This window comes from Pseudonocardia sp. TMWB2A (assembly GCF_017312135.1).
In genome coordinates this window covers 3,082,954-3,105,444 of record NZ_QKQY01000002.1, presented here as the reverse complement: position 1 = coordinate 3,105,444, position 22,491 = coordinate 3,082,954, and the positions used below count along the sequence as shown (strand labels likewise).

Annotated in this window: 18 protein-coding genes and 1 rRNA gene; 7 read left to right on the top strand and 12 right to left on the bottom strand. The window is 76.4% G+C overall.

Translation table 11 applies throughout. The features are described 5' to 3' along the window. The first annotated feature begins 79 nt into the window (after positions 1 to 79). From DMP17_RS29525 to DMP17_RS29495, 7 genes are all read left to right on the top strand, one after another. Positions 80 to 1,417: a purine-cytosine permease family protein gene (locus DMP17_RS29525; protein WP_337831206.1), complete on the top strand. Its 1,338-nt coding sequence runs from the start codon at positions 80 to 82 to the stop codon at positions 1,415 to 1,417. Positions 1,418 to 1,485: 68 nt separating this feature from the next. After that, complete coding sequence (locus DMP17_RS29520) at positions 1,486 to 3,078, top strand: hydantoinase/oxoprolinase family protein (RefSeq protein ID WP_337831205.1); 1,593 nt, start codon at positions 1,486 to 1,488, stop codon at positions 3,076 to 3,078. A 5-nt stretch (positions 3,079 to 3,083) separates the two neighbouring features. Next, a complete protein-coding gene (locus DMP17_RS29515; RefSeq protein WP_337832747.1) occupies positions 3,084 to 4,151 on the top strand; it encodes a DUF917 domain-containing protein in 1,068 nt (355 codons plus the stop codon). Then, on the top strand, positions 4,148 to 5,281 hold the full coding sequence (locus DMP17_RS29510; RefSeq protein WP_337831204.1) for a DUF917 domain-containing protein: 1,134 nt from the start codon (positions 4,148 to 4,150) through the stop codon (positions 5,279 to 5,281). The genes DMP17_RS29515 and DMP17_RS29510 overlap by 4 nt, the downstream gene beginning before the upstream one ends. An 18-nt stretch (positions 5,282 to 5,299) precedes the next feature. Then, positions 5,300 to 6,412 (top strand): DUF917 domain-containing protein, encoded by a 1,113-nt coding sequence (locus tag DMP17_RS29505; RefSeq protein ID WP_337831203.1) that lies wholly within the window; start codon positions 5,300 to 5,302, stop codon positions 6,410 to 6,412. Beyond that, the gene (locus DMP17_RS29500) at positions 6,409 to 7,896 is read left to right on the top strand and encodes a PucR family transcriptional regulator (protein WP_337831202.1); all 1,488 of its coding nucleotides are present in this window, start codon (positions 6,409 to 6,411) and stop codon (positions 7,894 to 7,896) included. Before DMP17_RS29505 ends, DMP17_RS29500 begins: the two co-directional genes overlap by 4 nt. A 19-nt stretch (positions 7,897 to 7,915) precedes the next feature. Then, positions 7,916 to 8,935: a DUF1707 domain-containing protein gene (locus tag DMP17_RS29495; protein ID WP_337831201.1), complete on the top strand. Its 1,020-nt coding sequence runs from the start codon at positions 7,916 to 7,918 to the stop codon at positions 8,933 to 8,935. Positions 8,936 to 9,065: 130 nt separating this feature from the next. Here DMP17_RS29495 and DMP17_RS29490 read toward each other — a convergent pair whose 3' ends face one another. From DMP17_RS29490 to rrf, 12 genes are all read right to left on the bottom strand, one after another. Continuing rightward, positions 9,066 to 9,698, bottom strand: a complete 633-nt coding sequence (locus DMP17_RS29490) for an NUDIX domain-containing protein (RefSeq protein WP_073575225.1) — start codon at positions 9,696 to 9,698, stop codon at positions 9,066 to 9,068. Positions 9,699 to 9,867: 169 nt separating this feature from the next. Continuing rightward, positions 9,868 to 11,646, bottom strand: a complete 1,779-nt coding sequence (locus DMP17_RS29485) for a CTP synthase (RefSeq protein ID WP_226356519.1) — start codon at positions 11,644 to 11,646, stop codon at positions 9,868 to 9,870. Between the two features lie 22 nt (positions 11,647 to 11,668). Further along, a complete protein-coding gene (locus DMP17_RS29480) occupies positions 11,669 to 12,592 on the bottom strand; it encodes a copper transporter (protein ID WP_337831200.1) in 924 nt (307 codons plus the stop codon). After that, positions 12,589 to 13,776 carry a putative cytokinetic ring protein SteA gene (gene steA, locus DMP17_RS29475; RefSeq protein WP_337831199.1) on the bottom strand — a complete coding sequence of 396 codons (1,188 nt, stop codon included), beginning with the start codon at positions 13,774 to 13,776 and terminating at the stop codon, positions 12,589 to 12,591. Before steA ends, DMP17_RS29480 begins: the two co-directional genes overlap by 4 nt. Positions 13,777 to 13,949: 173 nt before the next feature. Then, positions 13,950 to 15,923 (bottom strand): DNA repair protein RecN, encoded by a 1,974-nt coding sequence (recN, locus tag DMP17_RS29470; RefSeq protein WP_337831198.1) that lies wholly within the window; start codon positions 15,921 to 15,923, stop codon positions 13,950 to 13,952. Positions 15,924 to 16,013: 90 nt separating this feature from the next. Further along, positions 16,014 to 16,940 carry an NAD kinase gene (locus DMP17_RS29465; RefSeq protein WP_226356515.1) on the bottom strand — a complete coding sequence of 309 codons (927 nt, stop codon included), beginning with the start codon at positions 16,938 to 16,940 and terminating at the stop codon, positions 16,014 to 16,016. Further along, positions 16,937 to 17,770 (bottom strand): TlyA family RNA methyltransferase, encoded by an 834-nt coding sequence (locus tag DMP17_RS29460; protein WP_226356514.1) that lies wholly within the window; start codon positions 17,768 to 17,770, stop codon positions 16,937 to 16,939. Before DMP17_RS29460 ends, DMP17_RS29465 begins: the two co-directional genes overlap by 4 nt. 2 nt (positions 17,771 to 17,772) lie before the next feature. Then, the gene (locus DMP17_RS29455) at positions 17,773 to 17,979 is read right to left on the bottom strand and encodes a hypothetical protein (protein ID WP_337831197.1); all 207 of its coding nucleotides are present in this window, start codon (positions 17,977 to 17,979) and stop codon (positions 17,773 to 17,775) included. A 70-nt stretch (positions 17,980 to 18,049) separates the two neighbouring features. Beyond that, a complete protein-coding gene (locus tag DMP17_RS29450) occupies positions 18,050 to 19,057 on the bottom strand; it encodes an HAD-IIA family hydrolase (protein WP_226356513.1) in 1,008 nt (335 codons plus the stop codon). Next, positions 19,054 to 21,462 carry a hypothetical protein gene (locus DMP17_RS29445; RefSeq protein ID WP_337831196.1) on the bottom strand — a complete coding sequence of 803 codons (2,409 nt, stop codon included), beginning with the start codon at positions 21,460 to 21,462 and terminating at the stop codon, positions 19,054 to 19,056. Before DMP17_RS29445 ends, DMP17_RS29450 begins: the two co-directional genes overlap by 4 nt. After that, positions 21,419 to 22,147: a hypothetical protein gene (locus tag DMP17_RS29440; RefSeq protein ID WP_337831195.1), complete on the bottom strand. Its 729-nt coding sequence runs from the start codon at positions 22,145 to 22,147 to the stop codon at positions 21,419 to 21,421. The genes DMP17_RS29445 and DMP17_RS29440 overlap by 44 nt, the downstream gene beginning before the upstream one ends. A gap of 158 nt (positions 22,148 to 22,305) precedes the next feature. Beyond that, positions 22,306 to 22,422: ribosomal RNA gene (gene rrf, locus DMP17_RS29435) — 5S ribosomal RNA — on the bottom strand. Between the last annotated feature and the right edge of the window lie 69 nt (positions 22,423 to 22,491).

Here is a 22,491-nt window from a genome sequence, read left to right as displayed (position 1 = left end):
CCCGGACCGGGCACATCGCCCCGTGACCGGGCTCTGACCTGCACCTACCGTTCCCGCAACCAGCCGAGAGGAGACCGAGATGAGCGGTGGGGTCGGTACGGACGACTACGCCCTGACCAGGGTTCCGGAGCACGCCCGGTACTCGTGGTGGAGCGTGGCGGTACAGCGGTTCGGGCAGGTGTCGGCCCTGAGCCAGTTCCTGCTCGGCTCGACACTCGGGTTCGGGATGGGGTTCTGGGACGCCTTCCTCGCCTTCACCCTCGGCGCGGTGATCCTGGAGCTGGTCTCGATCGGCGTCGGGATCATCGGCTGCAAGGAGGGGCTGAACACCTCGCTGCTGGCCCGCTGGACCGGCTTCGGCCACGGCGGCAGCGCGCTGATCGGCGTCGCGATCGGGGTGAGCCTCGTCGGCTGGTTCGGCGTGCAGTCCGGGGTCTCGGCCGAGGGCCTGGTCACGCTGATCGGCGGGCTGCCGGTCTGGGCGTGGTCGCTGGTGTTCGGCCTGGTCGTCACCATGATCGTGCTGTGGGGCTTCGGCTCGATGCAGTGGGTCGCCTACATCACCGTGCCGGCGTTCCTGGTGCTGGTCGGCTGGTCGATCGGCAGCGCCCTGCTCGGCCACGACGTCGGCGCGCTCATGGCGAGCCCGCCGCCGGGGCCGTCGATCTCGCTGGTCGAGGGCACGACGCTGGTCGCGGGCGGCTTCATCGTCGGGGCGATCATCACCCCGGACATGACCCGGTTCAACCGGACCTCCGCCGACGTGGTCAAGCAGACCGTCGTCGGGTTCACCCTCGGCGAGTACGTGATCGGCATGTCCGGTGTGCTGCTGGCGCACGCCATCCGCTCCGACGACATCATCACCATCGTCACGTCGTCGGTCGGCTGGGTCGGGACGCTGATCATCATCCTCGGCACCCTCAAGATCAACGATTGGAACCTCTACTCGTCCGGGCTGGGCGTGGTGAACTTCGCGGGCACCGTGCTCGGGCGCACCGTGAGCCGCCCGATGGTCACCCTCGCGCTCGGCGTGGTCGGCTCGCTGCTGGCCGCGGGCGGCATCCTCGACCTGTTCACCGGGTTCCTGTCGGTGCTGGGCGTGGTGTTCCCGCCGATCGCCGGGATCATGGTCGCCGAGTACTTCGTGGTGAAGCGCTGGCGCGGTGACCTGGAGGCGGCGCGGGCCACCGGTGCGCTGCCCGCCACCTCGCCGACCTGGGTCCCGGCGACGCTGGTCATCTGGGCCGCGTCGGCCCTGCTCGGCGGTCTCGTCGACGCCGGTCTGCCCAGCGTGAACTCGATCGTGGCGGCCTTCGTGCTCTACGTCGTCGCCGGGCGGCTCGGGCTGCTCCGCGGGATCGGCGTCAGCCGCACCGAGCAGCCGGACCGGGCCGCGGCCCCCGCCGTCACGTCCTGACCCGCACTCCGCGCCGCCCGCCCGTCACGTCACGGGCGGGCGGCGCGGCACCACCGAAGGAGCACTCCATGCGCATCGGCATCGACGTCGGCGGCACCAACACCGACGCCGTCCTGCTCGACGACGCCCCGTCCGGCGGTGTCCGGGTGCTGGCCGCCGTCAAGTCCGCGACCACCGACGACGTCACCTCCGGCATCGTCGGCGCGCTCACCGGGCTGCAGGCCGACCACCCGTTCTCCCCCGCCGACGTCGACGCCGTGATGATCGGGACGACGCACTTCGTCAACGCCCTGGTCGAGGCCCGCCGGCTCGCCCCCACCGCCGCGCTGCGCCTAGGCCTGCCCGCCACCGCGGCGCTGCCGCCGATGGTCGACTGGCCGCAGCGGCTGGTCGACGCGATCGCCGGGCGCGGCTACCTCGCCCACGGCGGCCACGAGTTCGACGGCCGCCGCATCTCCCCGCTCGACCCGGACGAGCTGCGCCGCCACGCCGCGGACATGGCCGCCCACGGCGTCCGCTCGGTCGCGATCTCCTCGGTGTTCTCCCCGGTGACCAGCGAGTGCGAGCTGGCCGCCGCGGAGATCATCGCCGAGGAGCTGGGCCCGGACGTGCCGATCTCGCTGTCCCACGAGATCGGGCGGGTCGGGCTGCTGGAACGGGAGAACGCGACGATCGTCAACGCCGCGCTGCGCGAGCTCGCCGCGCACATCGTCGACGCGCTCGCCGGGGCGGTGCAGGGCCAGGGCATCACCGCGCCGCTGTACCTGTCGCAGAACGACGGCACCCTGATGGACGTCGGCTACACCCGTCGCTACCCGGTGGCGACGTTCGCCTCCGGTCCGACGAACTCGATGCGCGGCGCCGCCGTGCTGTCCGGGCTGGGCACCTGCGCGGTCGTCGACGTCGGCGGCACCACCTCCGACGTGGGCGTGCTGACCGCGGGCTTCCCGCGCGAGGCCGCCGTCGAGGTCAGCGTGGCCGGGGTGCGCACCAACTTCCGGATGCCCGACGTGCTCAGCGTCGGCATCGGCGGCGGCTCCCTGGTCCGCACCGGCTCCCCCGAGCGGTCCGGCGGGCCCACCGTCGGCCCGGACTCGGTCGGCTACCGGCTCACCGAGCGGGCGCTGGTGTTCGGCGGCGACACCCTGACCGCGACCGACATCGCCGTCGCGGCGGGCCGGGCCGACATCGGCGACGGCTCCCTGGTCGCCGGGCTGTCCCGGGAGCTGGTGACCGCGGCGCTGGACCGGATCGCCTCCGACGTCGCCGACGTCGTGGACCGGATGCGGATCTCCGCCGACCCGCTGCCGGTGGTCGCCGTCGGCGGTGGGTCGGTGCTGCTGCCCGAGGCGTTCCCCGGGCTGGGCGCGGTGCACCGCCCGGAGAACTTCGCCGTCGCCAACGCCATCGGCGCGGCGATCGCGCAGGTCGGCGGCGAGGTCGACCGGGTGTACGCGATCGAGCCCGGCCGCCGCGACGCCGTCGTCGACGCCGCCAAGCAGGAGGCCGTGGACCGTGCGGTCGCCTCCGGCGCGGACCCCGACTCGGTCGCGCTCGTCGACTTCGACGAGGTCCCCATCCCCTACCTGCCCGGCAACGCGACCCGCATCCGCGCGAAGGCGGTCGGCGACCTGCGCCTGGAGCGGACGGTGGCCCGGTGACGGCGATGCTGACCGCCGACGACCTGCCCGCACTGGCCCGCGGCGCGGCGCTGCTGGGGACCGGTGGTGGCGGCGACCCCTACCTGGGACGGCTGCTGGCCGAGCGGGCGCTGCGCGAGCACGGACCGGTGCCGCTCGTCGACCCCGCCGACCTGCCCGACGACGCCGCCGTGTTCGTCGTCGCGCAGATGGGGGCGCCGACGGTGAGCGTGGAGAAGCTGCCCGCCTACGACGAGATCGGTCGCGCGGTCACCGCGCTCGCCGCGCACCTGGGGGTCACGCCCACCCACGTGGCGTGCATCGAGGCCGGTGGCATCAACTCCACGATCCCGGTGGCCGGTGCGGCGATGCTCGGGCTGCCCCTGGTCGACGGCGACGGCATGGGCCGCGCGTTCCCCGAGCTGCAGATGGTGCTGCCCGGCATCGCCGGCGTCCCCGCCACCCCGATGTCGATCACCGACGAGCAGGGCAACACCGGCATCCTGGACTGCCCGACCGCGAAGTGGGCCGAGGACCTCGCCCGCTGCATGACCATCACCATGGGCTGCACCGCGATCATCTCGAACTACCCGATGAACGGCGCCCGGGCGCGGGAGACGATGATCCGCGGCACCCTCGGGCTCTGCGTGCGGATCGGGCGCGCCATCGCCGGTGCCCGGGCCGGGTTCACCGACCCGGTCGCGGCGGCCGCCGCCGAGGTCGGCGGACGCGTCGTGCACACCGGGAAGGTCGTCGACGTCGAGCGGCGCACCACCACCGGGTTCGCCCGTGGGACGGCGACGCTGTCCGGCGGCTGCGTCCTGCGGTTCCAGAACGAGCACCTGATCACCGAGGTCGACGGCACGACCGTCGTCACCACCCCGGACCTGATCATGGTGCTGGACACCGCGACGGGGGAGCCGGTGACCACCGAGGCGCTGCGCTTCGGGCACCGGGTCAGCGTGCTGGCCGCCCCCGCGGACCCGCGCTGGCACACCCCGGAGGCGATCGCCGTCGTCGGACCGCGGTACTTCGGCTACGACACCGACCCCGTGCGGGTCCACGACACCGTGACGGACGGAGCGCCGGTATGAGCTGGACCCTGACCCCGGACGACCTGCCCGACCTCGCCCGCGGCGCCGCGCTGCTCGGCACCGGCGGCGGCGGGGACCCCTACATCGGGCGGCTCATGGTGGAGCAGGCGATGCGCGATCACGGACCGGTCACCGTGCTCGACCCGGCCGACCCCGCCGACCTGCCCGACGACCTGTTCGTCATCGCGACGGCGATGATGGGCGCGCCCACGGTGATGATCGAGAAGATCCCCCGCGGCGACGAGCCGGTGCTCGCCCTGCGCCGCCTGGAGCAGCACCTCGGGCGCACCGCCGACGCGACCATCCCGATGGAGTGCGGCGGCATCAACTCGATGATCCCGCTGCTCGTCGCGGCCCGGACCGGGCTTCCGGTGATCGACGGCGACGGGATGGGCCGGGCGTTCCCGGAGCTGCAGATGGAGACCTTCGGGGTGTACGGCGTGTCCGGGTCCCCGATGGTCGTCGCCGGGGACCACGGCGAGTCGGTGCTCATCGACACCGGCACCGACAACCACCGCATGGAGCACCTGGCGCGCGGCGCCGCCATCCGGATGGGCGGGTCGGCGCTGATCGCGGAGTACCCGATGTCCGGCGCGGACGTGCGCCGCACCGCGATCCCGCACACCCTCACCCTGGCGCTGCGGCTGGGCCGGGCGATCCGGGAGGCCCGCGAGCAGCTGGGCGACCCGGTCGGGGCGATCGCCGACACCCTCGCCCCGACCCTGTACCGGCACCTGCGGGTGCTGTTCGCCGGCAAGGTCTCCGACGTCGAGCGGCGCACCGTCGACGGGTTCGCCCGCGGCACCGCGCGGTTCACCGCGTTCGACGGCGGCTCCGAGCTCCGCACCGTCTTCCAGAACGAGACCCTGGTCGCGACCGTCGACGACACCACCGTCGCGGTCGTCCCGGACCTCATCTGCGTGCTGGAGGCCGAGTCCGGGGAGCCGATCACCACCGAGGCGCTGCGCTACGGCCAGCGCGTCGTCGTGGTCGGGATCTCGACGCCGGACATGATGCGCACGCCGGAGGCCCTCGCGGTGTTCGGGCCGGCCTGCTTCGGGCTGGACGTGCCGTTCGTGCCGCTGGAGACCGCCGTCCCGCGGGGAGCGGGCGCCGCGGACCGGGTCTGACCTGGCAGCATCCCCGTCGTGGAGGTGACCGCAGGCGACGTCGACGCCCTCGTCACGGGGGTGCTGCTGCTGGGCTCCGGCGGGGGTGGCGACGCCCGGGTGTACGCCCACGTGCTGCGCTCGGTGCTGGCGGCGGGCCCGGTCCGGCTGCGCTCCCCCGCCGAGCTCGGCGACGCCCCGGTGCTGCCGGTCGGGATGCTCGGCGGCACCCGGGTGCTGGGCGAGAAGCTGCCCTCGGGCGACGAGCTGCCCGCGGCCGTGCGCGCGCTGGTCCGCTGGACCGGGGTCGAGCCGGCCGCGGTCATGCCGTTCGAGGCGGCCGGCCTGAACGGGGTGCTGCCGCTGCCGCTGGCCCACCAGCTGGGGCTGCCGCTGGTCGACGCCGACCTGATGGGGCGCGCGCTGCCCCGGGTCGACCAGCTGACCCGGGTCGTCGCCGGGGGTGCGGTGACGCCGATGGCGCTGGCCGAGCCGGCCGGGCAGACCGTCGTCGTCGACGGTGGGGACCCGGTGTCGACCGAGCTGACCGTGCGGGCGTTCGTCGCCCAGGCGGGCGGCTGGGCCGGGGCCGTGATGGCGCCGGCACCGGCCTCGGCCGCGCTCGGCGACGCCTGCCTGGGCACGCTGGGCCGCGCGCTGGGGCTGGGCCGCGCGCACGCCGGGCTCGGTGACACCCCGGCACCGGCCCGGGTCGCCGACGCGCTCGGCGGGCACCCGGTCGGCGGCGGCCGGGTGGTGGACGTGCGCCGCTCCCCCGTCGGCCGGTTCGGGCGGGCCGCGGTCACCGTCGACGCGCCCGGCACCGGGGTCCTGCGGATCGAGGCGGAGAACGAGTACCTGCTGGTGCTCGCCGACGGGGAGCCGGTGGCCGCGTCGCCGGAGGTGATCGTGCTGCTGGACCGTCGCTCGGCCGCGCCGATCGCCGCCGACGCCGTCCGCTCCGGCGACGACGTGCTGGTCCTGGTGCTGCCCGCCCCGCCGTGGTGGGCGTCCCGTCCCGACGCCGCCGTCCACGTCGGCCCGCAGGCGTTCGGCCTGGGACCGGCTGCGACGGCTCCACACGCGGCGCCGTCCGTCCCCGCGCCGTCCAGCCCCGCGGCGGCCCACCCCGGACCGGAGGCACGACGGTGACCGGCGGGCTGCGGCTGTCCGGGCTGCTCGCCCACCCCGACTGGGCCGCGGTGACCACCCTGGGCGGGCCCGCACCGGACGCGGCGGGCATCGAGCGGGTGGTGACCGTCGCCGACCTGCACGCCGACCCGGGCGACGCACGGGCGGCGCTGCTGACGGTCGCGGTGTCCGCGCCGCGCGAGGACTGGCACCTGGACGTGCTGCTGCGCCGCGCCGTCGCGGCCGGGGCCGCCGCGGTGCTGCTCGCCGGGGACGATCCGCTGCACCCGGCGAGCCGGCTGCTCGCCGGGCGGATCGGGCTGCCGGTGCTCGGCGCCCCGGACGCGCTGGCCGCCGCGCTGACCGCGACCCGGCTGCTGCAGGAACCCGACCAGGTGGTCGCGGCACTCGTCGGGCGGACGGCGACCGTGTGCGGGGTCCCGCACGGCGGCGTCGACGACCTCGTCGCGGACCTCGCCCGGACCTGGCGACGCCCGGTGTGGCTGCTCGACCCGGGCGGCTCGGTCGTCGCGGGTGCGGACGCGACGGGCTCGGCGACCCCGCCGCCCGTTCCCGGGGCGGCACTGCTGGAGGTGACGTTCGGGCCGGGCCCGCCGGACGGCCGCCTGGCCGTCGCGGAGCCGGAGGGTGTGCCCGCCGAGACCGCCGCGCTGCGGGCGGCGCTGGCGGTCGCCGCGAACTCGGTGCGGCAGCGCCTCGCCGAGCAGCGGCTCACCGTGGAGCGCGACGCGCGGCTGCGCACGGCGCTGCTCGCCGAGATCCTGCAGGCCGGGGACCCGCTCCCCGCCGGGCTGCGGCGGCGCGCGCTCGACGCGGGCTGGTCGCTGGACGGCTGGCACGCTGGCCTGCGGATCGACGTGCCGTCCTCGGTGGACGTCGTCGCCGCCCGGGAGCAGGTGCTGCGGGCGGTGGAGACGGCGCGGCTGCGGGCGGTCGTCGTCGAGCAGGGGCCGGGGTGGAGCGCCTGGACGACGTTCGACCACGAGCCCACCGCCGGTGAGCTGCAGCAGCACGCGACGGCCGCGCGGCGCACCCAGTGGCTGCTGCGCGAGTCCCTGCCGACCTCGACCGGGGTGGGCCGGGTGCACCGCGGTGCGGGCGGGCTGGCCCGCACCCTCGGCGAGGCCGGGGACGCGGCCCGGCTGGCGGCCGAACGCACCACCAGCGGCCGGTTCGTCCACGTCGACCGGCTCGGCCTGGGGGCGCTGCTGCTGGCCTGGACCCGTACCGACACGTTCCTGCCCGCCGCCCGGTCGATGCTGGAACCGTTGCAGGGCAGGCCCGGGGACCTGCTGACGACGCTGACCGCCTACCTGGACGCCGAGTCGTCGCTGACCGAGACCGCGGCGGTGCTCGGGGTGCACCGCAACACCGTCGCGACCCGGATCGAACGGGTACGCCACGTGCTCGGCGTCGACCTCGCCGACCCGGACGAGCGCCTCGCCCTGCATCTCGCGTGTCGCAGCGTGCTGTTCCACAGCTGAACGCGGCTACGGTCGGGGTATGAGCGCGGACCCGATCGGCTACGCCGAGCAGGAGGAGACGGTGCGGGCGCTGTCCCGCCACTACACGGGCGGGGCGCTGGACGTCGACGCGTTCGACGCGCGGGTGCGCCGGGCCCGGGCGGCGACGACGCGGTCGGAGCTGGCGGCCCTGTTCACCGACCTGCCCGAGCCGCACCCGGCGTCGCTCACCGGGGTGCCGACGGACCCGTCCGCCGCCGGCGACGACCCGAGCGGTGGTCCCGCCGGTGCGGATCCCGCGACCACCGGTCCCACCGCCACCGGTCCGACCGCGGCGGATGCCGCCGCCCCAGGTCCGGCCACCACCGGCGCGACCGCGCGCACCGGGACGTCCACCGGCACCGGCTCCCCGGGCGCCCACGACGACGGGCACGACGGTGACGCCGAGCGCACCGCGCGCTTCGCGGTCCCCGGCCCGACCCGGGCCACCCCGTACCCGGATCCGTCGGGTCACCCCGCGGCGGGCCCCTACCCGGACCCGTCGCCGACGACCGCGGGGCCCCGCCCGCCGTGGCCGGCCCCCGGGACGCCCGGCTACCCGGGCGCGGGGTACCCCGGCGGGACGTACCCGTCCGGGCCGTACCCGGACGTCGGCCCCGCGGGCATGTCCCCCGGCGGCGGGTTCCCCGGCGGGCCGGCGTGGGCCGCCGGGGCGCCGAGCTGGGCGTCCGGGCAGCAGCACCCGGGCGCGGCCTACCCGCCGCACCCCGGGCCCCCGTCCTACGGGCCCTACGGCTACGACCCGTCCGCGCCGTACGGCCGCGAGCCCTACTCGGGGCTGCCGTACTCGGACAAGCAGAAGATCGTCGCGGGGTTGCTGCAGCTGTTCCTGCCGTTCGGCATCGGCCGGTTCTACTCGGGCCACACCGGTCTGGCCGTCGCGCAGCTGCTGGTCACGTTCCTGACCTTCGGGATCGGTGCGATCTGGTCGTTCGTCGACGGGATCGTGGTGCTCGCCGGGTCGCCCCGGGACCCGGAGGGACGCCCGCTGCGGCCCTGACCACCGCCCGGCGCGGTCGCCCGTCGGCGCGGCCGGGCGGACACCCGTCGGCCCGGCGGACCGTCTCCCGGCGACCCGGCGCGGTCACCCGTCGCCGCCGCCCGCGGTCACCCGTCGCCGCGGCGGAGGATCACTCGTCGGCGCGGCGGGCGAAGCGGAACGGGCGGTCGGCCCACTCGGCGTCGACCGGGCGCGGGTCGAACTCCCCGGCCAGCACCGCGCGGGCCGCGAGCAGCCCGGCGCAGGACACCGCGTTGACGATCTCGCCGGAGAACACCATCCCGACGGCCTCGGCGATCGGGATCCAGCGCAGCTCCAGGTCGGCCTCCTCGTCGTCGCCCAGGTCGGGGCGGGGCTTCTCGACGAGCTCGCGCGCCAGGAAGATGCGGACCGACTCGTCGGAGAACCCGGGTGAGGGCACGACGTCGAGCAGCACCGACCAGTCCGACGCGGACAGCCCGGCCTCCTCGGTCAGCTCCCGGTCGGCGGTGACCGCGGGGTCCTCCCCCGCCACGTCGAGCAGGCCGGCGGGGAGCTCCCACAGCCGTCGCCGGACGGCGTGGCGGTACTGGTGCAGCATCCGGACCCGCCCGGCCTCGTCCACCGCGACGACGGCGACCGCCCCCGGGTGCTCCAGGATCTCGCGGGTCGCGACCCGGCCGCCGGGCATGACGACGCGGTCCGACCGCAGCGCCATGACGCGGCCGGAGTAGATGTCGGTGGCCGAGCGGACCGGGAAGTCGTGCTCACCGGGGCGGGTCACCGGGTCACCGCCCGGCGGGTGCGCAGTTCGATCACCCGTCGGACAGTAGTCGCCGGGCCCGGCCCGTGCGGGGCGCGCGGGCCGTGCGGGCCGCGTGCCGCGCCCGGCGGCAGGGCCCCGGGCCGCCGTGCCGGACCGGGCCACCGTCGGCGGCCCGGTCCGGTCGGGGTCAGCGGGCGGAGGTGCTCTCGGCCCGGGCCACGCCGTTGCCGCCCGCAGCGACGGCGACGTCGTCGCCCTCGACCGTCTCGGCGTCGTCGGCGTCGGTGTTGTCCCGGCCGGGCAGGTGCACCGGCAGCCGGTCCTCGGCCCGGTAGCGCAGCGCCGCCTTCACGAACGCCGCGAACAGCGGGTGCGGCCGGGTCGGGCGGCTCTTGAGCTCGGGGTGCGCCTGGGTCCCGACGAAGAACGGGTGCTGCGACGACGGCAGCTCCACGAACTCGACCAGCGTCCCGTCCGGGGAGGTCCCGAACACCAGGCCCGCCTCGGTGAGCTGCTGGCGGTAGGCGTTGTTGACCTCGAAGCGGTGCCGGTGCCGCTCGGAGATCTCGCGCGACCCGTAGGCCTTCGCCGCGACCGAGCCGGGCTGCAGCACCGCCGGGTAGGCACCCAGGCGCATGGTGCCGCCCATGTCCCGCTCGCCCGCGACGACGTCGCGCTGGGTCGCCATCGTCGAGATCACCGGGTGCGCGGTCTCCGGGTCGAACTCGGTCGAGCTGGCGTCCTCCAGGCCGGCGACGGTGCGCGCGGTCTCGATGACCATGCACTGCAGGCCCAGGCACAGCCCCAGGGTGGGGATGCGCCGGGTGCGGGCGTGGGTGATCGCGCCGAGCTTGCCCTCGATGCCGCGGATGCCGAAGCCGCCGGGGATGAGCACTCCGTCGACGCCGTCGAGCGCCTCGGCCGCACCGGCCGGGGTCTCGCAGGAGTCCGAGGGCACCCAGCGGATCGCGACCTTGGCGTGGTGGGCGAAGCCGCCGGCCCGCAGCGCCTCGGTGACCGAGAGGTAGGCGTCGGGCAGGTCGACGTACTTGCCGACCAGCGCGATCGTCGCGGTCTCCCGCGGGTGGTGGACGCGGTCGAGCAGGTCACCCCACACGGTCCAGTCGACGTCGCGGAACGGCAGCCCGAGCCGGCGCACGACGTAGGCGTCGAGGCCCTCGCCGTGCAGCACCTTCGGGATGTCGTAGATCGACGGGGCGTCCGGGCACGCGGCGACGCCGTCGAGCTCGATGTCGCACATCAGCGAGATCTTGCGCTTCATGCCCTCGGGGATCTCCCGGTCGGCACGCAGGACCACCGCGTCGGGCTGGATGCCGATGTTGCGCAGCGCCGCGACGGAGTGCTGGGTCGGCTTGGTCTTCAGCTCGCCCGACGGCGCCAGGTACGGCACCAGCGACACGTGCAGGAAGAAGCAGTTGTCCCGGCCGACCTCGTGGCGGACCTGGCGGGCGGCCTCGACGAACGGCAGCGACTCGATGTCGCCGATGGTGCCGCCGACCTCGGTGATGACGACGTCGGGGGCCAGGCCCTCGGCGTCGGGCTCGGCCATCGCGAGGACGCGGTCCTTGATCTCGTTGGTGATGTGCGGGATGACCTGGACGGTGTCACCGAGGTACTCGCCGCGGCGCTCCTTGGCGATGACCTCGGAGTAGACCTGGCCGGTGGTGACGTTGGCCCGCCCGGCGAGGTCGCGGTCCAGGAACCGCTCGTAGTGGCCGACGTCGAGGTCGGTCTCGGCACCGTCCTCGGTGACGAAGACCTCGCCGTGCTGGAACGGGTTCATCGTCCCGGGGTCGACGTTCAAGTAGGGGTCGAGCTTCTGCATGGTGACGCGAAGCCCGCGCGCGGTGAGCAACTGACCGAGACTGGAGGCGGTCAGGCCCTTACCCAGCGAGGACGCGACCCCACCGGTGACGAAGAGATGACGGGTGGCGCGAGTCTGCACGGAGTTTCAGCCTACCGATCGGTCAAGGGGCGGCGGGAACCGGCCCCACCGTTCCGGCCCCGGAACCGTAGCGGCCGGTGCCTCCTGCCTGTCGTTCGGCGAGCGCGAGCACGGTCGCGACCCGCCCGGCACCGGTGCCGACGCCGTCGACGGTGGCGAGCCGGCCCACCGGACCGGCCCCGGCCGCGCGGGCGGCGGCGACGGCCGAACCGTCCGCGGCGTCCCGCCCGGCCAGCACGGCCCCCGCACCACGACGGTCCAGCTCGGCGGCCAGTGCCGCGGCGGTGGACGCCGAGGCGCCGGCGTCCACACCGGAGTACGCGGCCCCGGTGACGACGACGGCCACCCGTCCGGCCGCGGGCCTGCCCTGCGGGGCCTCGGCGAAGCCGCCACCGGCGAGCCCGGCGAGCACCGCGCCGGCCCCGTCCGGGTCGGGTGCGGGGCCGTCGGGCGGGGCCAGCAGCGCGGAGCCGAGCAGCCCCCCGGCGAGCGCACCGGCGTCGGTGGCCGTGGGGAGCTGCGCCCCCGACGGCAGCAGCCGCGCGGACAGGTCGCGCAGCTGGTCGGCGCGGGCCGGGTCGGTGACGGCCGGGGTGAGCACGACCTCCCCCGCGACGCTGCCCCCCGCGGCGACGACGAGCTCGGCGACCGCGCGCGTGTCGGCCGGGTCGGCACCGAGCGCGACGACGGTCACGGGCACCCCGGTGAGCGCCCCGCGCACCAGGTCCGGCCCGACGCGGCCCGCGAACTCGTCACTGGCGTGCAGCTGCGCGGCCAGGGTGTCGCGTTCGACGCTCAGCCGGGCGGTCTCGCCCGTGTCCGTCCCCGAGGCCGCGACGTCGGCGATGCGCTGCGGCAGACCGACGACGGCGAGGACGAACCCGGCCGCGAGGGCCAGCACGAACACCGCGACCAGGGCGATGCGGTGGTGGCGCCGCGAGATCACGCCGGGAACCATCCGGCGACCAGGGCCCGCACGCTCTCCAGCACGCCACGCATCCACTCCAGCACCGCGGGGCCGCCGCCGGACACGAGCACGGCGACGACGACCGCGACCACCGCGGCCGCGATGAGCAGCAGCAGCGGCGCGAACGAGGTCCGGCTCCGGTACATCTGGGCGATCATCGCGCCGTCGACGACGCTGCCCCCGGCCTGCAGCCGGGTCAGGAACGTCGAGGCGTTGCTGCCGGACCGCCCGCGGTCGAGGAACTCCCCCATCGACGCCGACAGCCCGACCGTGACGATCATCGAGGCGCCGCGGTGGTGGGCGAGCAGCAGGGCGAGGTCCTCGGGGTTGGCCATCGACGGGAACGTGACGGCGCTGGCACCCAGGTCCTGCACCCGGTGCAGCCCCGGGGCGTGCCCGTCGGGGAAGGCCGGGACGACGACGTCGGCGCCGCTGGTCAGCGCCTGGTTCGACACCTCGGACGGGTCGGCGACGATGAGGTCCGGGCGGTGGCGCGCGTTGAGCAGCGCGTCCGCTCCCGCCCCGACGCCGACGAGCACCGGCCGGTACTCCTTGATGTAGGCCTTGAGCCGCTTCAGCACGGCGAGGTGCTCGAACCCGGCGGCGACGACGAGCACCGGCCGCCCGTCGAGGGCGACGTCGACCTCGGGGACGCCGTGCCCGTCGAGGAGCAGCGAGCGCTCGCGGCGCATGAACTCGATGGTGTTCGCGGCGAACGCCTCGAGCTGGTGGGTCAGGCCCTGCTTGGCCTCGTCCAGGGCGTCGGCGACGGTGTCCTCGGTCTGCTCGCGGCCCTCGCACAGCGGCTGCTCGCCGGTGTAGAGGACGCCGTCGTGCAGCCGCACCCGGATGCCGTCCTTGACCGCGCGCAGGGTGTCGGGACCGCAGTCGTCGACGAGCGGGATGCCCGCCTCCACGAGCACCTGCGGGCCGAGGTTCGGGAACCGGCCGGAGATCGACGGGGCGGCGTTGACGACCGCGGCGACCCGGGCGGCGACGAGCGCGTCCGCGGTCGCCCGGTCCAGGTCGACCTGGTCGATCACGGCGATGTCGCCGGGGCGCAGGCGCCGGAGCACCGACTCGATACGGCGGTCGGCGCGGGCCGGGCCGGTCAGGCCCGGCAGCTCCGGTCGGGAACGGTGCAGCAGGCCGGACAGCTTCATGTGGCGCACTGTGACAGGTGGGGCGTCCGTGACCACGCAGGCACGCCGCGCGAGACCGCGACGTCACCGGCCCGGACGATCCCCCGTCGCACCCCGGGTGGCGGCGACCGGAGCACCGCGCCGCTCACCCACAGCGACGACACGCCGCCCGGGCGGCCGTCGGCCGGGCCCGCTCAGCCGGCCCGGGCGACCCGGCGGCGCCGCGACGCGGCGGCGGGACGGTCCGCGGCGCCGTCCGGGTCGGCGCTGTGGGACTCGGTGCCGCGGGAGTCGGTGCCGCGCGGCCCGGGGACCGCCCCCTCCGCCGCCGCGGTCGCGACGCCGGTCTCCGTGTCCTGCGCGGTCCGGCCGCGCCGGGACTGCGCGCGACGCGACCGGGCCTCGGCCAGGTCCGCGGGCCGGGTCGCCGCGCGGTCGGCCTCCCGGTGCGCGGTCGCGGCGCTGAGCAGCTCCTCGGCGTGCGCGCGGCCGGTGTCGGTGTCGTCCATCCCGGCCAGCATCCGTGCCAGCTCCCCGGTGCGCTCCTCCTCGGTGAGCCGACGCACGCTGGAGCGGGTGACCCCCGCCCCGGACGCCTTCTGCACCACGAGGTGCCGGTCGGCGTACGCCGCGACCTGCGGCAGGTGCGTGACGACGATGACCTGGTGGCGGGCCGCCAGCTGCGCGAGCCGGCGGCCGATCTCCACCGCGGCCCGGCCGCCGACGCCGGCGTCGACCTCGTCGAACACCATGGTCGGCACCGGGTCGGCACCGGCGAGCGCGACCTCCAGGGCCAGCATGACCCGGGACAGCTCGCCGCCGGAGGCGCCCTTGTGCAGCGGCTGGGCCACCGCCCCGGCGTGCGGGACGAGCCGGATCTCGACCTCGTCGACGCCGCTCGACCCGGCCTGGCAGCGCCGCCCGCCGACCTCGAGCACCGGCCCGGTGTCGGCGGCGGGCCGCGGCTGCACGCCGACCTGCAACGTCGCGTCCTTCATGGCGAGCCCGGCGAGCTCCGCCGTGGTCGCCTCGGCCAGCCGGGACGCGGCGGCGGTGCGCGCCGCGGTGATCGCGGCGGCGTGACCGGCCAGCTCACCGGCGAGCGCGTCACGGCGGGCCGACAGCTCGGCGAGCGCCTCGTCGGAGGTGTCGAGCCCGGACAGCCGGTCGCGGGCGGTGGCGGCCCAGGCCAGCACGCCGTCGGTGTCCGCGGCGTACTTGCGGGTGAGTGCCTTGAGCTCGGCCTGGCGGGTCAGGACGCGCGACAGCAGCTCGGGGTCGGCGTCGAGCCGGTCGAGGTAGCCGGACAGCTCGGCCGCGGCGTCGGCGAGCACCGCGATGGCCTCGGTCAGGCGCGGGCCGAGCTCCTCCAGCGCGGGGTCACCACTGCCCTCGGCGAGCCCCTTGGCCTGCCCGGCGAGCCCGACGGCGCCGGGGGCCTCGCCGTCGTCCGAGCCGGACAGTGCGAGGTGTGCGCTCTCGGCGGCGGCCCGCAGGTCGTCGGCCTCGGCCATCCGGCGGGCCTGTTCGACGAGCTCGCGGTCCTCACCGGGCTGCGGGTCGGCGGCCTCGATCTCGGCCAGACCGTGGCGCAGCAGGTCCGCCTCCTGGGCGAGCCGGCGGGCGTTGTCCCGCCGCTCGGCGAGCTCGGTGACCACCTGCAGCCACTCGGTGCGCACCGCCCGGTAGGCGGCCAGCGGGACCGCGACGGGGTCCCCGGCGAAGCGGTCGAGCAGGGCCCGCTGGTCGGAGCCGCGCAGCAGCCGCAGCTGGTCGTTCTGGCCGTGCACGGCGAGCTGGGTCTCGGCGAGCCTGCCCAGCACCCCGTTGGGCACCGACCGCCCGCCCAGGTGGGCCCGGGAGCGCCCGTCGGCCGACACGGTGCGGGCCGCGATCAGCGACCCGTCGTCGTCGGCCTCGGCGCCCACCTCCTCGGCCAGCTCCAGCGCCCCCGGCGAGGCCGCGAACCGGCCCTCGACGACGGCGCGCTTCGCCCCGGCCGACACCCGCGAGGACTCCGCGCGGCCACCGCCGAGGAGGTTCAGCCCGGTCACGACCATGGTCTTCCCGGCGCCGGTCTCGCCGGTCAGCACGGTCAGGCCCGGGTCGAGCTCCAGGGTCGCGTCGTCGATCACGCCGAGGCCCTGGATCCGCATCTCGGACAACATGCGTGGGACCATACGTTCGAACACCGACAGCGTTCGAGCCCCGACACGCGAACGGCACCGAACGGATGTTCCCGTGCGCCGAACGGTCGATCAGGTGTTCGAACCCGGGGGCTGGGTCCGGGCCCCGCGCCAGCCCCGGACGGGCAGGTCGAACTTGCGGACGAGCCGGTCGGCGAAGGGCTGCGCGGCCAGGCGCACCATCCGCACGGGCTCCGACGCGCGCCGCAGCTCCACCCGGGCCCCGGGCGGCACCGCGACGGTGCGACGGCCGTCGCAGTCCAGCACGGCGGACGGGCCGTCGGCGGACACCTCGATCGCGACGGTGCTCTCCGGCGCGATCACCATCGGCCGGGCGAACAGGGCGTGTGCGTTGCTGGGGACCACCAGCAACGCCTGCACCTGCGGCCAGATGAGCGGCCCGCCCGCGGAGAAGGCGTAGGCGGTGGAGCCGGTCGGGGTGGAGCAGAGCACCCCGTCGCAGCCGAAGGAGGACACCGGGCGGCCGTCGACCTCGAGGACGACCTCGAGGATGCGGCCGCGGGTGGTCTTCTCGACGACGGCCTCGTTCAGCGCCCAGGCCCGGCCGAGCACCTGTCCGGCGGCGGTGACGACGGCCTCGAGGGTGGTGCGTTCCTCGACCTCGTAGTCGCCGTCGGCGAGCTTCTGCAGCGCCTCGGGCAGGGTGTCCTCCTCGGCCTCGGCGAGGAAGCCGACGTGGCCGAGGTTGACGCCCAGCAGCGGTACGCCGGCGTGGCGGGCGAGGTCGGCGGCGCGCAGCAGGGTGCCGTCACCGCCGAGGACCAGGACCGCCTCGGCGCCGCGGGCGCACTCGGGGCTACCGGGGACCGGGACGGGCTCGTAGCCGACAGGGACATCGGGGTCCGCGGCGAGCTCGGCCCACTCGTCGGCGAGCACCCGGGTGCGCAGGCCGAGGCGCCCGAGCTCGCCCATCACGTGCAGCGCGGTCTTGCGGTTGGTGGGCCGCCCGGTGTGCAGGACCAGCAGGATGTCCCTCATGCGGGGCCGTCCGCGACCGCGGTGGCCAGCATCGGCGCGAGCTCGGGCTGCTCGGGGGCGACGCCGGCCGGGCCGTCGGCGGGCCGGCGCAGGTGCAGGAAGTACTCGACGTTGCCCGACGGGCCGGGCAGCGGGCTCGCGGTCGCGCCGAGGACGTGCAGCCCGGCCGCGGCGGCGGCGGTCGCGACCCCGTGCAGCGCCTCGGTGCGCAGGCCCGGGTCCCGCACGACCCCGCCGGAGCCGAGCCGGTCCTTCCCGACCTCGAACTGTGGTTTCACCATGGGCAGCAGGTCGCCTCCGGGCGCGGTGCAGGCGGCGAGGGCCGGCAGCACGGTGCGCAGCGAGATGAACGACAGGTCGGCGACGGTCAGGTCGACCGTCCCGCCGATCTGCTCCGGTTCGAGGGCCCGGACGTTGGTGCGGTCGTGCACGTGGACGCGCTCGTCGGACTGCAGCCGCCACACCAGCTGGCCGTACCCGACGTCGACGGCGACGACCTCGGCCGCCCCGCGGGTGAGCAGCACGTCGGTGAAGCCGCCGGTGGAGGCGCCCGCGTCGAGGCAGCGCCGCCCGGCGGGGTCGACGCCGGTGAACGCGTCGAGGGCGCCGAGCAGCTTCTTGGCGCCGCGGGAGGCCCAGTCGGGTTCGCCGTCGTCGTCCGGGCGGACGAGGACGGGTGCGTCCCGGTCCACCACGGTGGCGGGCTTCGCCGCCGGCATGCCGTTGACGACGACCCGGCCCGCGGCGATCAGCTCGGCGGCCTGGCCGCGGGAGCGGGCGAGCTTGCGGCGGACGAGCTCGGCGTCCAGCCGGGCACGGGTGGGACCCATCGTCACTCCCGTTCCGAGCCGGCGCTCAGCGCGCGGCCGAGCGCGGCGTGCACCCGCTCGAACGCGGCCGGGTGCTCGGAGACCGGACGGTCGTCCAGCGCGTCGAGCGCCGCGACGGCCGCGTCGACCTCGGCACGCAGGGCCGCGACCGGGCGGTCCTGCTGGGGCCGCGGGTCGCCCGGACGGGGTCCGGGTGCGGGAACGCTCATGGATGATCTCCGGGGACGGGGTTCTGACGCCACGGTAGCCGACGGTCCCGACTGCGGCCGCGACGCGGCGTCACCGCCCTGGCCGCTCCGCCAGGCCGAGGTCCGCCAGCGCCGCGGCCGCGGCCGCACCGTCGGCACGGACGTCCTGGACGCCCTGCTCCCAGGCCACCGCACACAGGGCACGCAGCGCGTCCACCGTGGGTTCGGGGCCGTCGCCGTCGCCGGACAGCACGAGCGTGCCGCCGTCGGCGCGGACGTCCCAGCCGGGCCGCGGCCCGGGGGCCAGCTCGTCCGGTGGGCGGGTGAGCGCGGCGAGGTCGGCGCCGATGTGGGTGGGCCGCAGCTCCGGGGCGGCGGCGAGCAGCTCCGCCGCGCCGCTGACCCCGGTCAGGACCATCAGCGACGGGGCACCCATGGCGTTGGCACCCTCGATGTCGGTGTCGAGCCGGTCCCCGATGACGAGCGGGGCCTGCGCGTCGCCGCACCCCTCGCGGAGCAGCCGGTCGGCGGGCTTGCCCGCCACCTGCGGCCGTGCGCCGGTCGCCGTGCGCACGACCTGGACCATCGAGCCGTTGCCGGGCAGCGGCCCGCGTTCGGTCGGCAGGGTGGGGTCGACGTTGGAGGCGACCCACAGCGCTCCGGCCCGGACGGCGACGACCGCCTCGGCCAGGATCCGCCACCCGGTGTCGGGCGAGTGCCCCTGGACGACGGCGTCCGCGCCCTCGGCGTCACCGACGACGGCGAGCCCGCGGGCCCGGACCTCGTCGGCCAGCGCCGACGTGCCGACGACCAGCACCCGCGCGCCCGGCGGGAGCTGCTCGGCGAGCATCGCGGCCGCGGCCTGCGAGCTGGTGCGGACGTCCTCGACGCGCGCCGGGAAGCCGAGCTCGGCGAGGTGCGCCGCGACGTCGGCGGGGCTGCGCGAGGCGTTGTTGGTGACGTACACCGTGGGCACGCCGCGGTCCGCCGCCCCACGCACCGCCTCGACGGCCCCCGGGACGACCTCGGGGCCCCGGTACAGGGTGCCGTCGAGGTCGGCCAGGAGGACGTCGTGGCGGGAGAGCAGGTCGTCGGTCACCGGTCGCCGGCCCCGGTGTCCGGGCCCTGCCGGTGGTCCGCGGAGGGAGCTGCCCCGGAGGCGTCCGGCTCCTCGGCCACGGCGTCCCCGTCGGTGTCGCCGCGGACGTCGCCCGTCCCGCCCTCGTCGGTCCCGTCGACGCCCGGGGCCTCGGTCCCGGACGCGTCGTCGGCGCCGGGGTCGCCGGCGGCGTCGACAGCAGCGTCGGTTGCGGCGTCGGTTGCGGCGTCGGTTGCGGCGTCGGTTGCGTGGTCGACGTCGGCTGCGTCGTCGGCGTCGGCGTCGGCGTCGGCGTCGATCCGAGCGGACGGTGCCGGGGCGTCGGTGTACGACGCCCCGGCGTGGTCGTCGGCGGCCGGGGGCTCGTCCTCCCAGCCGACGGAGAGCTCGTCGTCGGCGCCCTCGAGCTCGTCACCGGTCAGCTCGGCGATCCGCGCGGCGGCGTCGGTCTCCCGGTGCTGGTCGGCGTCGTGGGCGTGCACGAACCACTGCACGGCCTCCGACTCCCGGCCGGCGGCGAGCAGGTTGTCGGCGTAGGCGTAGAACAGCCGCGCGCTCCACGGGTCGCGGCGGACCGCGTCGAGCTCGGGGACCTGGAGCCCGACGACGGCGGCGTCGGCCTCACCCAGGTCGCGCCGGGCTCCCGCGGCGACGATGAGCAGCTCGATCCGCTCCTCGTGGCCGAGGTCGCGGGCCTCCGGGCTGCGGGCCAGGTCGAGTGCACGCTCGGGACGGCCGAGGGCGCGCTCGATGTCGGCCATGACGTGCACGTGCCCCGGTCCGCCGCCCATCCGGCGGGCGGCGCGGAACTCGCCGAGGGCCTCGTTCCACTCCCCCGCGTGGTAGGCGACGATGCCGGCGGCCTCCCGGACGACGGCGATCCGGGACGCCCGGCGCCGCGCGTAGCGCACGTGCTCGAGCGCCTGCACGGCGTCCTCGTCGACGAGGAGCCCCGCGGCGACGAGGTGCCGCGCCACGACCTCGGCGGTCTCCTTCTGGAGGCCGCGCAGGTCCCGGCGCACGCTCGGGTCGAGCTCGGCGGCCGTCACCGAGTCCGGCAGGTCCGGCTCGGCGACGAAGGTCCGCTCGGCCGACTCCGGGATCGCCCGTCGCGGACGGGCGTCGGGGTCACGGCGGTCGTCGCGCCCACGGTCGTCGCGCCCACGGTCGTTCCGGCCCCGGTCGTCGCGCCTGCGGTCGTCACGGCCGGAGCGCGGGCCCCGGTCGTCCCGGCCGCCGCCGCGCGGGCCACGGTCGTCGCGCTCCCGGCGCGGGCCACGGTCGTCACGGTCACGGAGCGGGCGACGCTCGTCGCGCCCGACGGGACGCTCGGCACGGTCCGTGCGCGGACCGTCGGCGGTGTCGCCGTCGGACCCGGTCGTGCCCGGGGCGGTCCCGGCGTGGTCGACGGCGTCGGCCTCGGTACCGGCCCCACGGGAGTCGGTCACGGGGGTGCCGGTCCGGTCCCCGCTGTCGGTCCGGGGGGCGTCGGGCGCGGTGCTGTCCGTGCTGCCCGCGTCGTCGGTGCGCTCGTCGCGGGTGACCGGCGCGCCGGCCGCCTCCGCGGGCGAGGTCTCCGGAACCCGGGTGTCGGAGGCGGTGCCGCCGGTCGCGGCGGCCGACTCCGGCGTGTCGGTCGTCGACGGCGTCACGGCAGGCGCGTCACCGGCCGGCTCGGCCCGCACAGCGTCCGACTGCGCGACGTCCTCGGGCTCGACGGCCGCGGACCGCTCGGACGGGCGGTCGTGCGACGGGCGCTCCTCCCGGGCACGGTACGGGCGGTCGTCACGGTCCCGGGACGGGCTGCGCCGGTCGTCGCCGCGGTCGTCGCGACCGCGGGGCGCGCGGTCGTCACGGTCCCGGTGGGGACGGGCACCACGATCGTCGTCGCGCTGGGGACGGGGCCCACGGTCGTCACGGTCCCGGAACGAGCCGCGCCGGTCGTCACCGCGGTCGTCCCGGCCGCGCGGCGCACGGTCGTCGCGATCGCGGTAGGGACGGGCACCACGGTCGTCGCGGCTGCCCGAGGAACGGCCGCCGCGGTCGTCACGGTCCCGGGACGGGCGGCCGGCCCGGTCGTCGCGATCACGGAACGAACGGCCGCCACGGTCGTCGTCGCGCTGCGGACGGGCGCCACGGTCGTCACGGTCCCGGAAGGAGCGGGCACCGCGGTCACCGGACGGGCGGCCACCGCGGTCGTCACGGTCGCGGAACGAACGGCCACCGCGGTCGTCGTCGCGCTGCGGACGAGGGGCACGGTCGTCCCGGCCGCCGAAGGAACGGCCGCCGCGGTCGTCGCGGTCGCGGAAGGAGCGGGCACCGCGGTCGTCACGGTCCCCGGAGGGGCGACCGCCGCGGTCGTCACCGCCGCGGAACGGACGGCCCGCCACGGTCGTCACGGTCACGGGCGGGCCGTCGGTCGTCACGGCCGCCGAAGGAACGGCCGCCACGGTCGTCGCGGTCCCCTGACGGACGTCCCCCGCGGTCGTCGCGACCGGGGAAGGAATGACCGCCACGGTCGTCGCGACCGGAGAACGATCGGCCACCTCGGTCGTCACGGCCGGAGGAGGGACGACCGGCGCGGTCGTCGCGGTCCCGGAACGAGCGTCCGCCGCGGTCGTCGTCGCGCTGCGGACGGGGGCCACGGTCGTCGCGGTCACGGTAGGGACGGCGGTCGTCACGGCCCGCGGAGGGCCGGCCACCGCGGTCCTCGCGTCCACCCCGGAACGAGTCACGCCGGCCGGTGCCACCGGAACGGCGGTCGTCGTCACGGGCGGGGCGACGGTCGTCGTCGCGACGCGGCCCGCGGTCGGAGCGGTCGTCGCCGCGGAAGCCGCTGTCGCGCCGGCCGGTGTCGCGTCCGCCCCGGTCGGACCAGGAGCGGCCCTCGGTGCGGCGCTCGCCCGGACGTCCCCGGTCGTCGCGCGCACGGTCGCCGCCGCTGCGGTTGCCCCGGTCGTCACGACGCGTGCGGTCGGCGCCGTCGCGGCGCCGTCCCCGCTGGTCATCGCCGCGCGACCATCCCGACCCGCTGCGCGAGCCGCGCTCCTCGCCTGCCCGGCCGTTGCCGGGACGTTCCCCGTCCGTCACGTGGTCAGGGTACAAACGAACACCGTCACTTCCGCGGTCGGCGACCGCACTGGGCGAACCGGTCCGCGCAGCGAGGCGGACACGGCTGCAGACATACGAAAAAAGGGGAGTCCACAGCGGCTTCTACACCGTTGCGGACTCCCCTTTCAGAGGTTGAATGTCGGCGGCGACCTACTCTCCCACACCCTGGCGAGTGCAGTACCATCGGCGCTGGAAGGCTTAGCTACCGGGTTCGGAATGGGACCGGGCGTTTCCCTACCGCAATGACCACCGACAACACTATCCAACTATCACCCCACCCCCAAAAACCTAGGGGCAGGGGTCGAGCACACACACCACCCCAC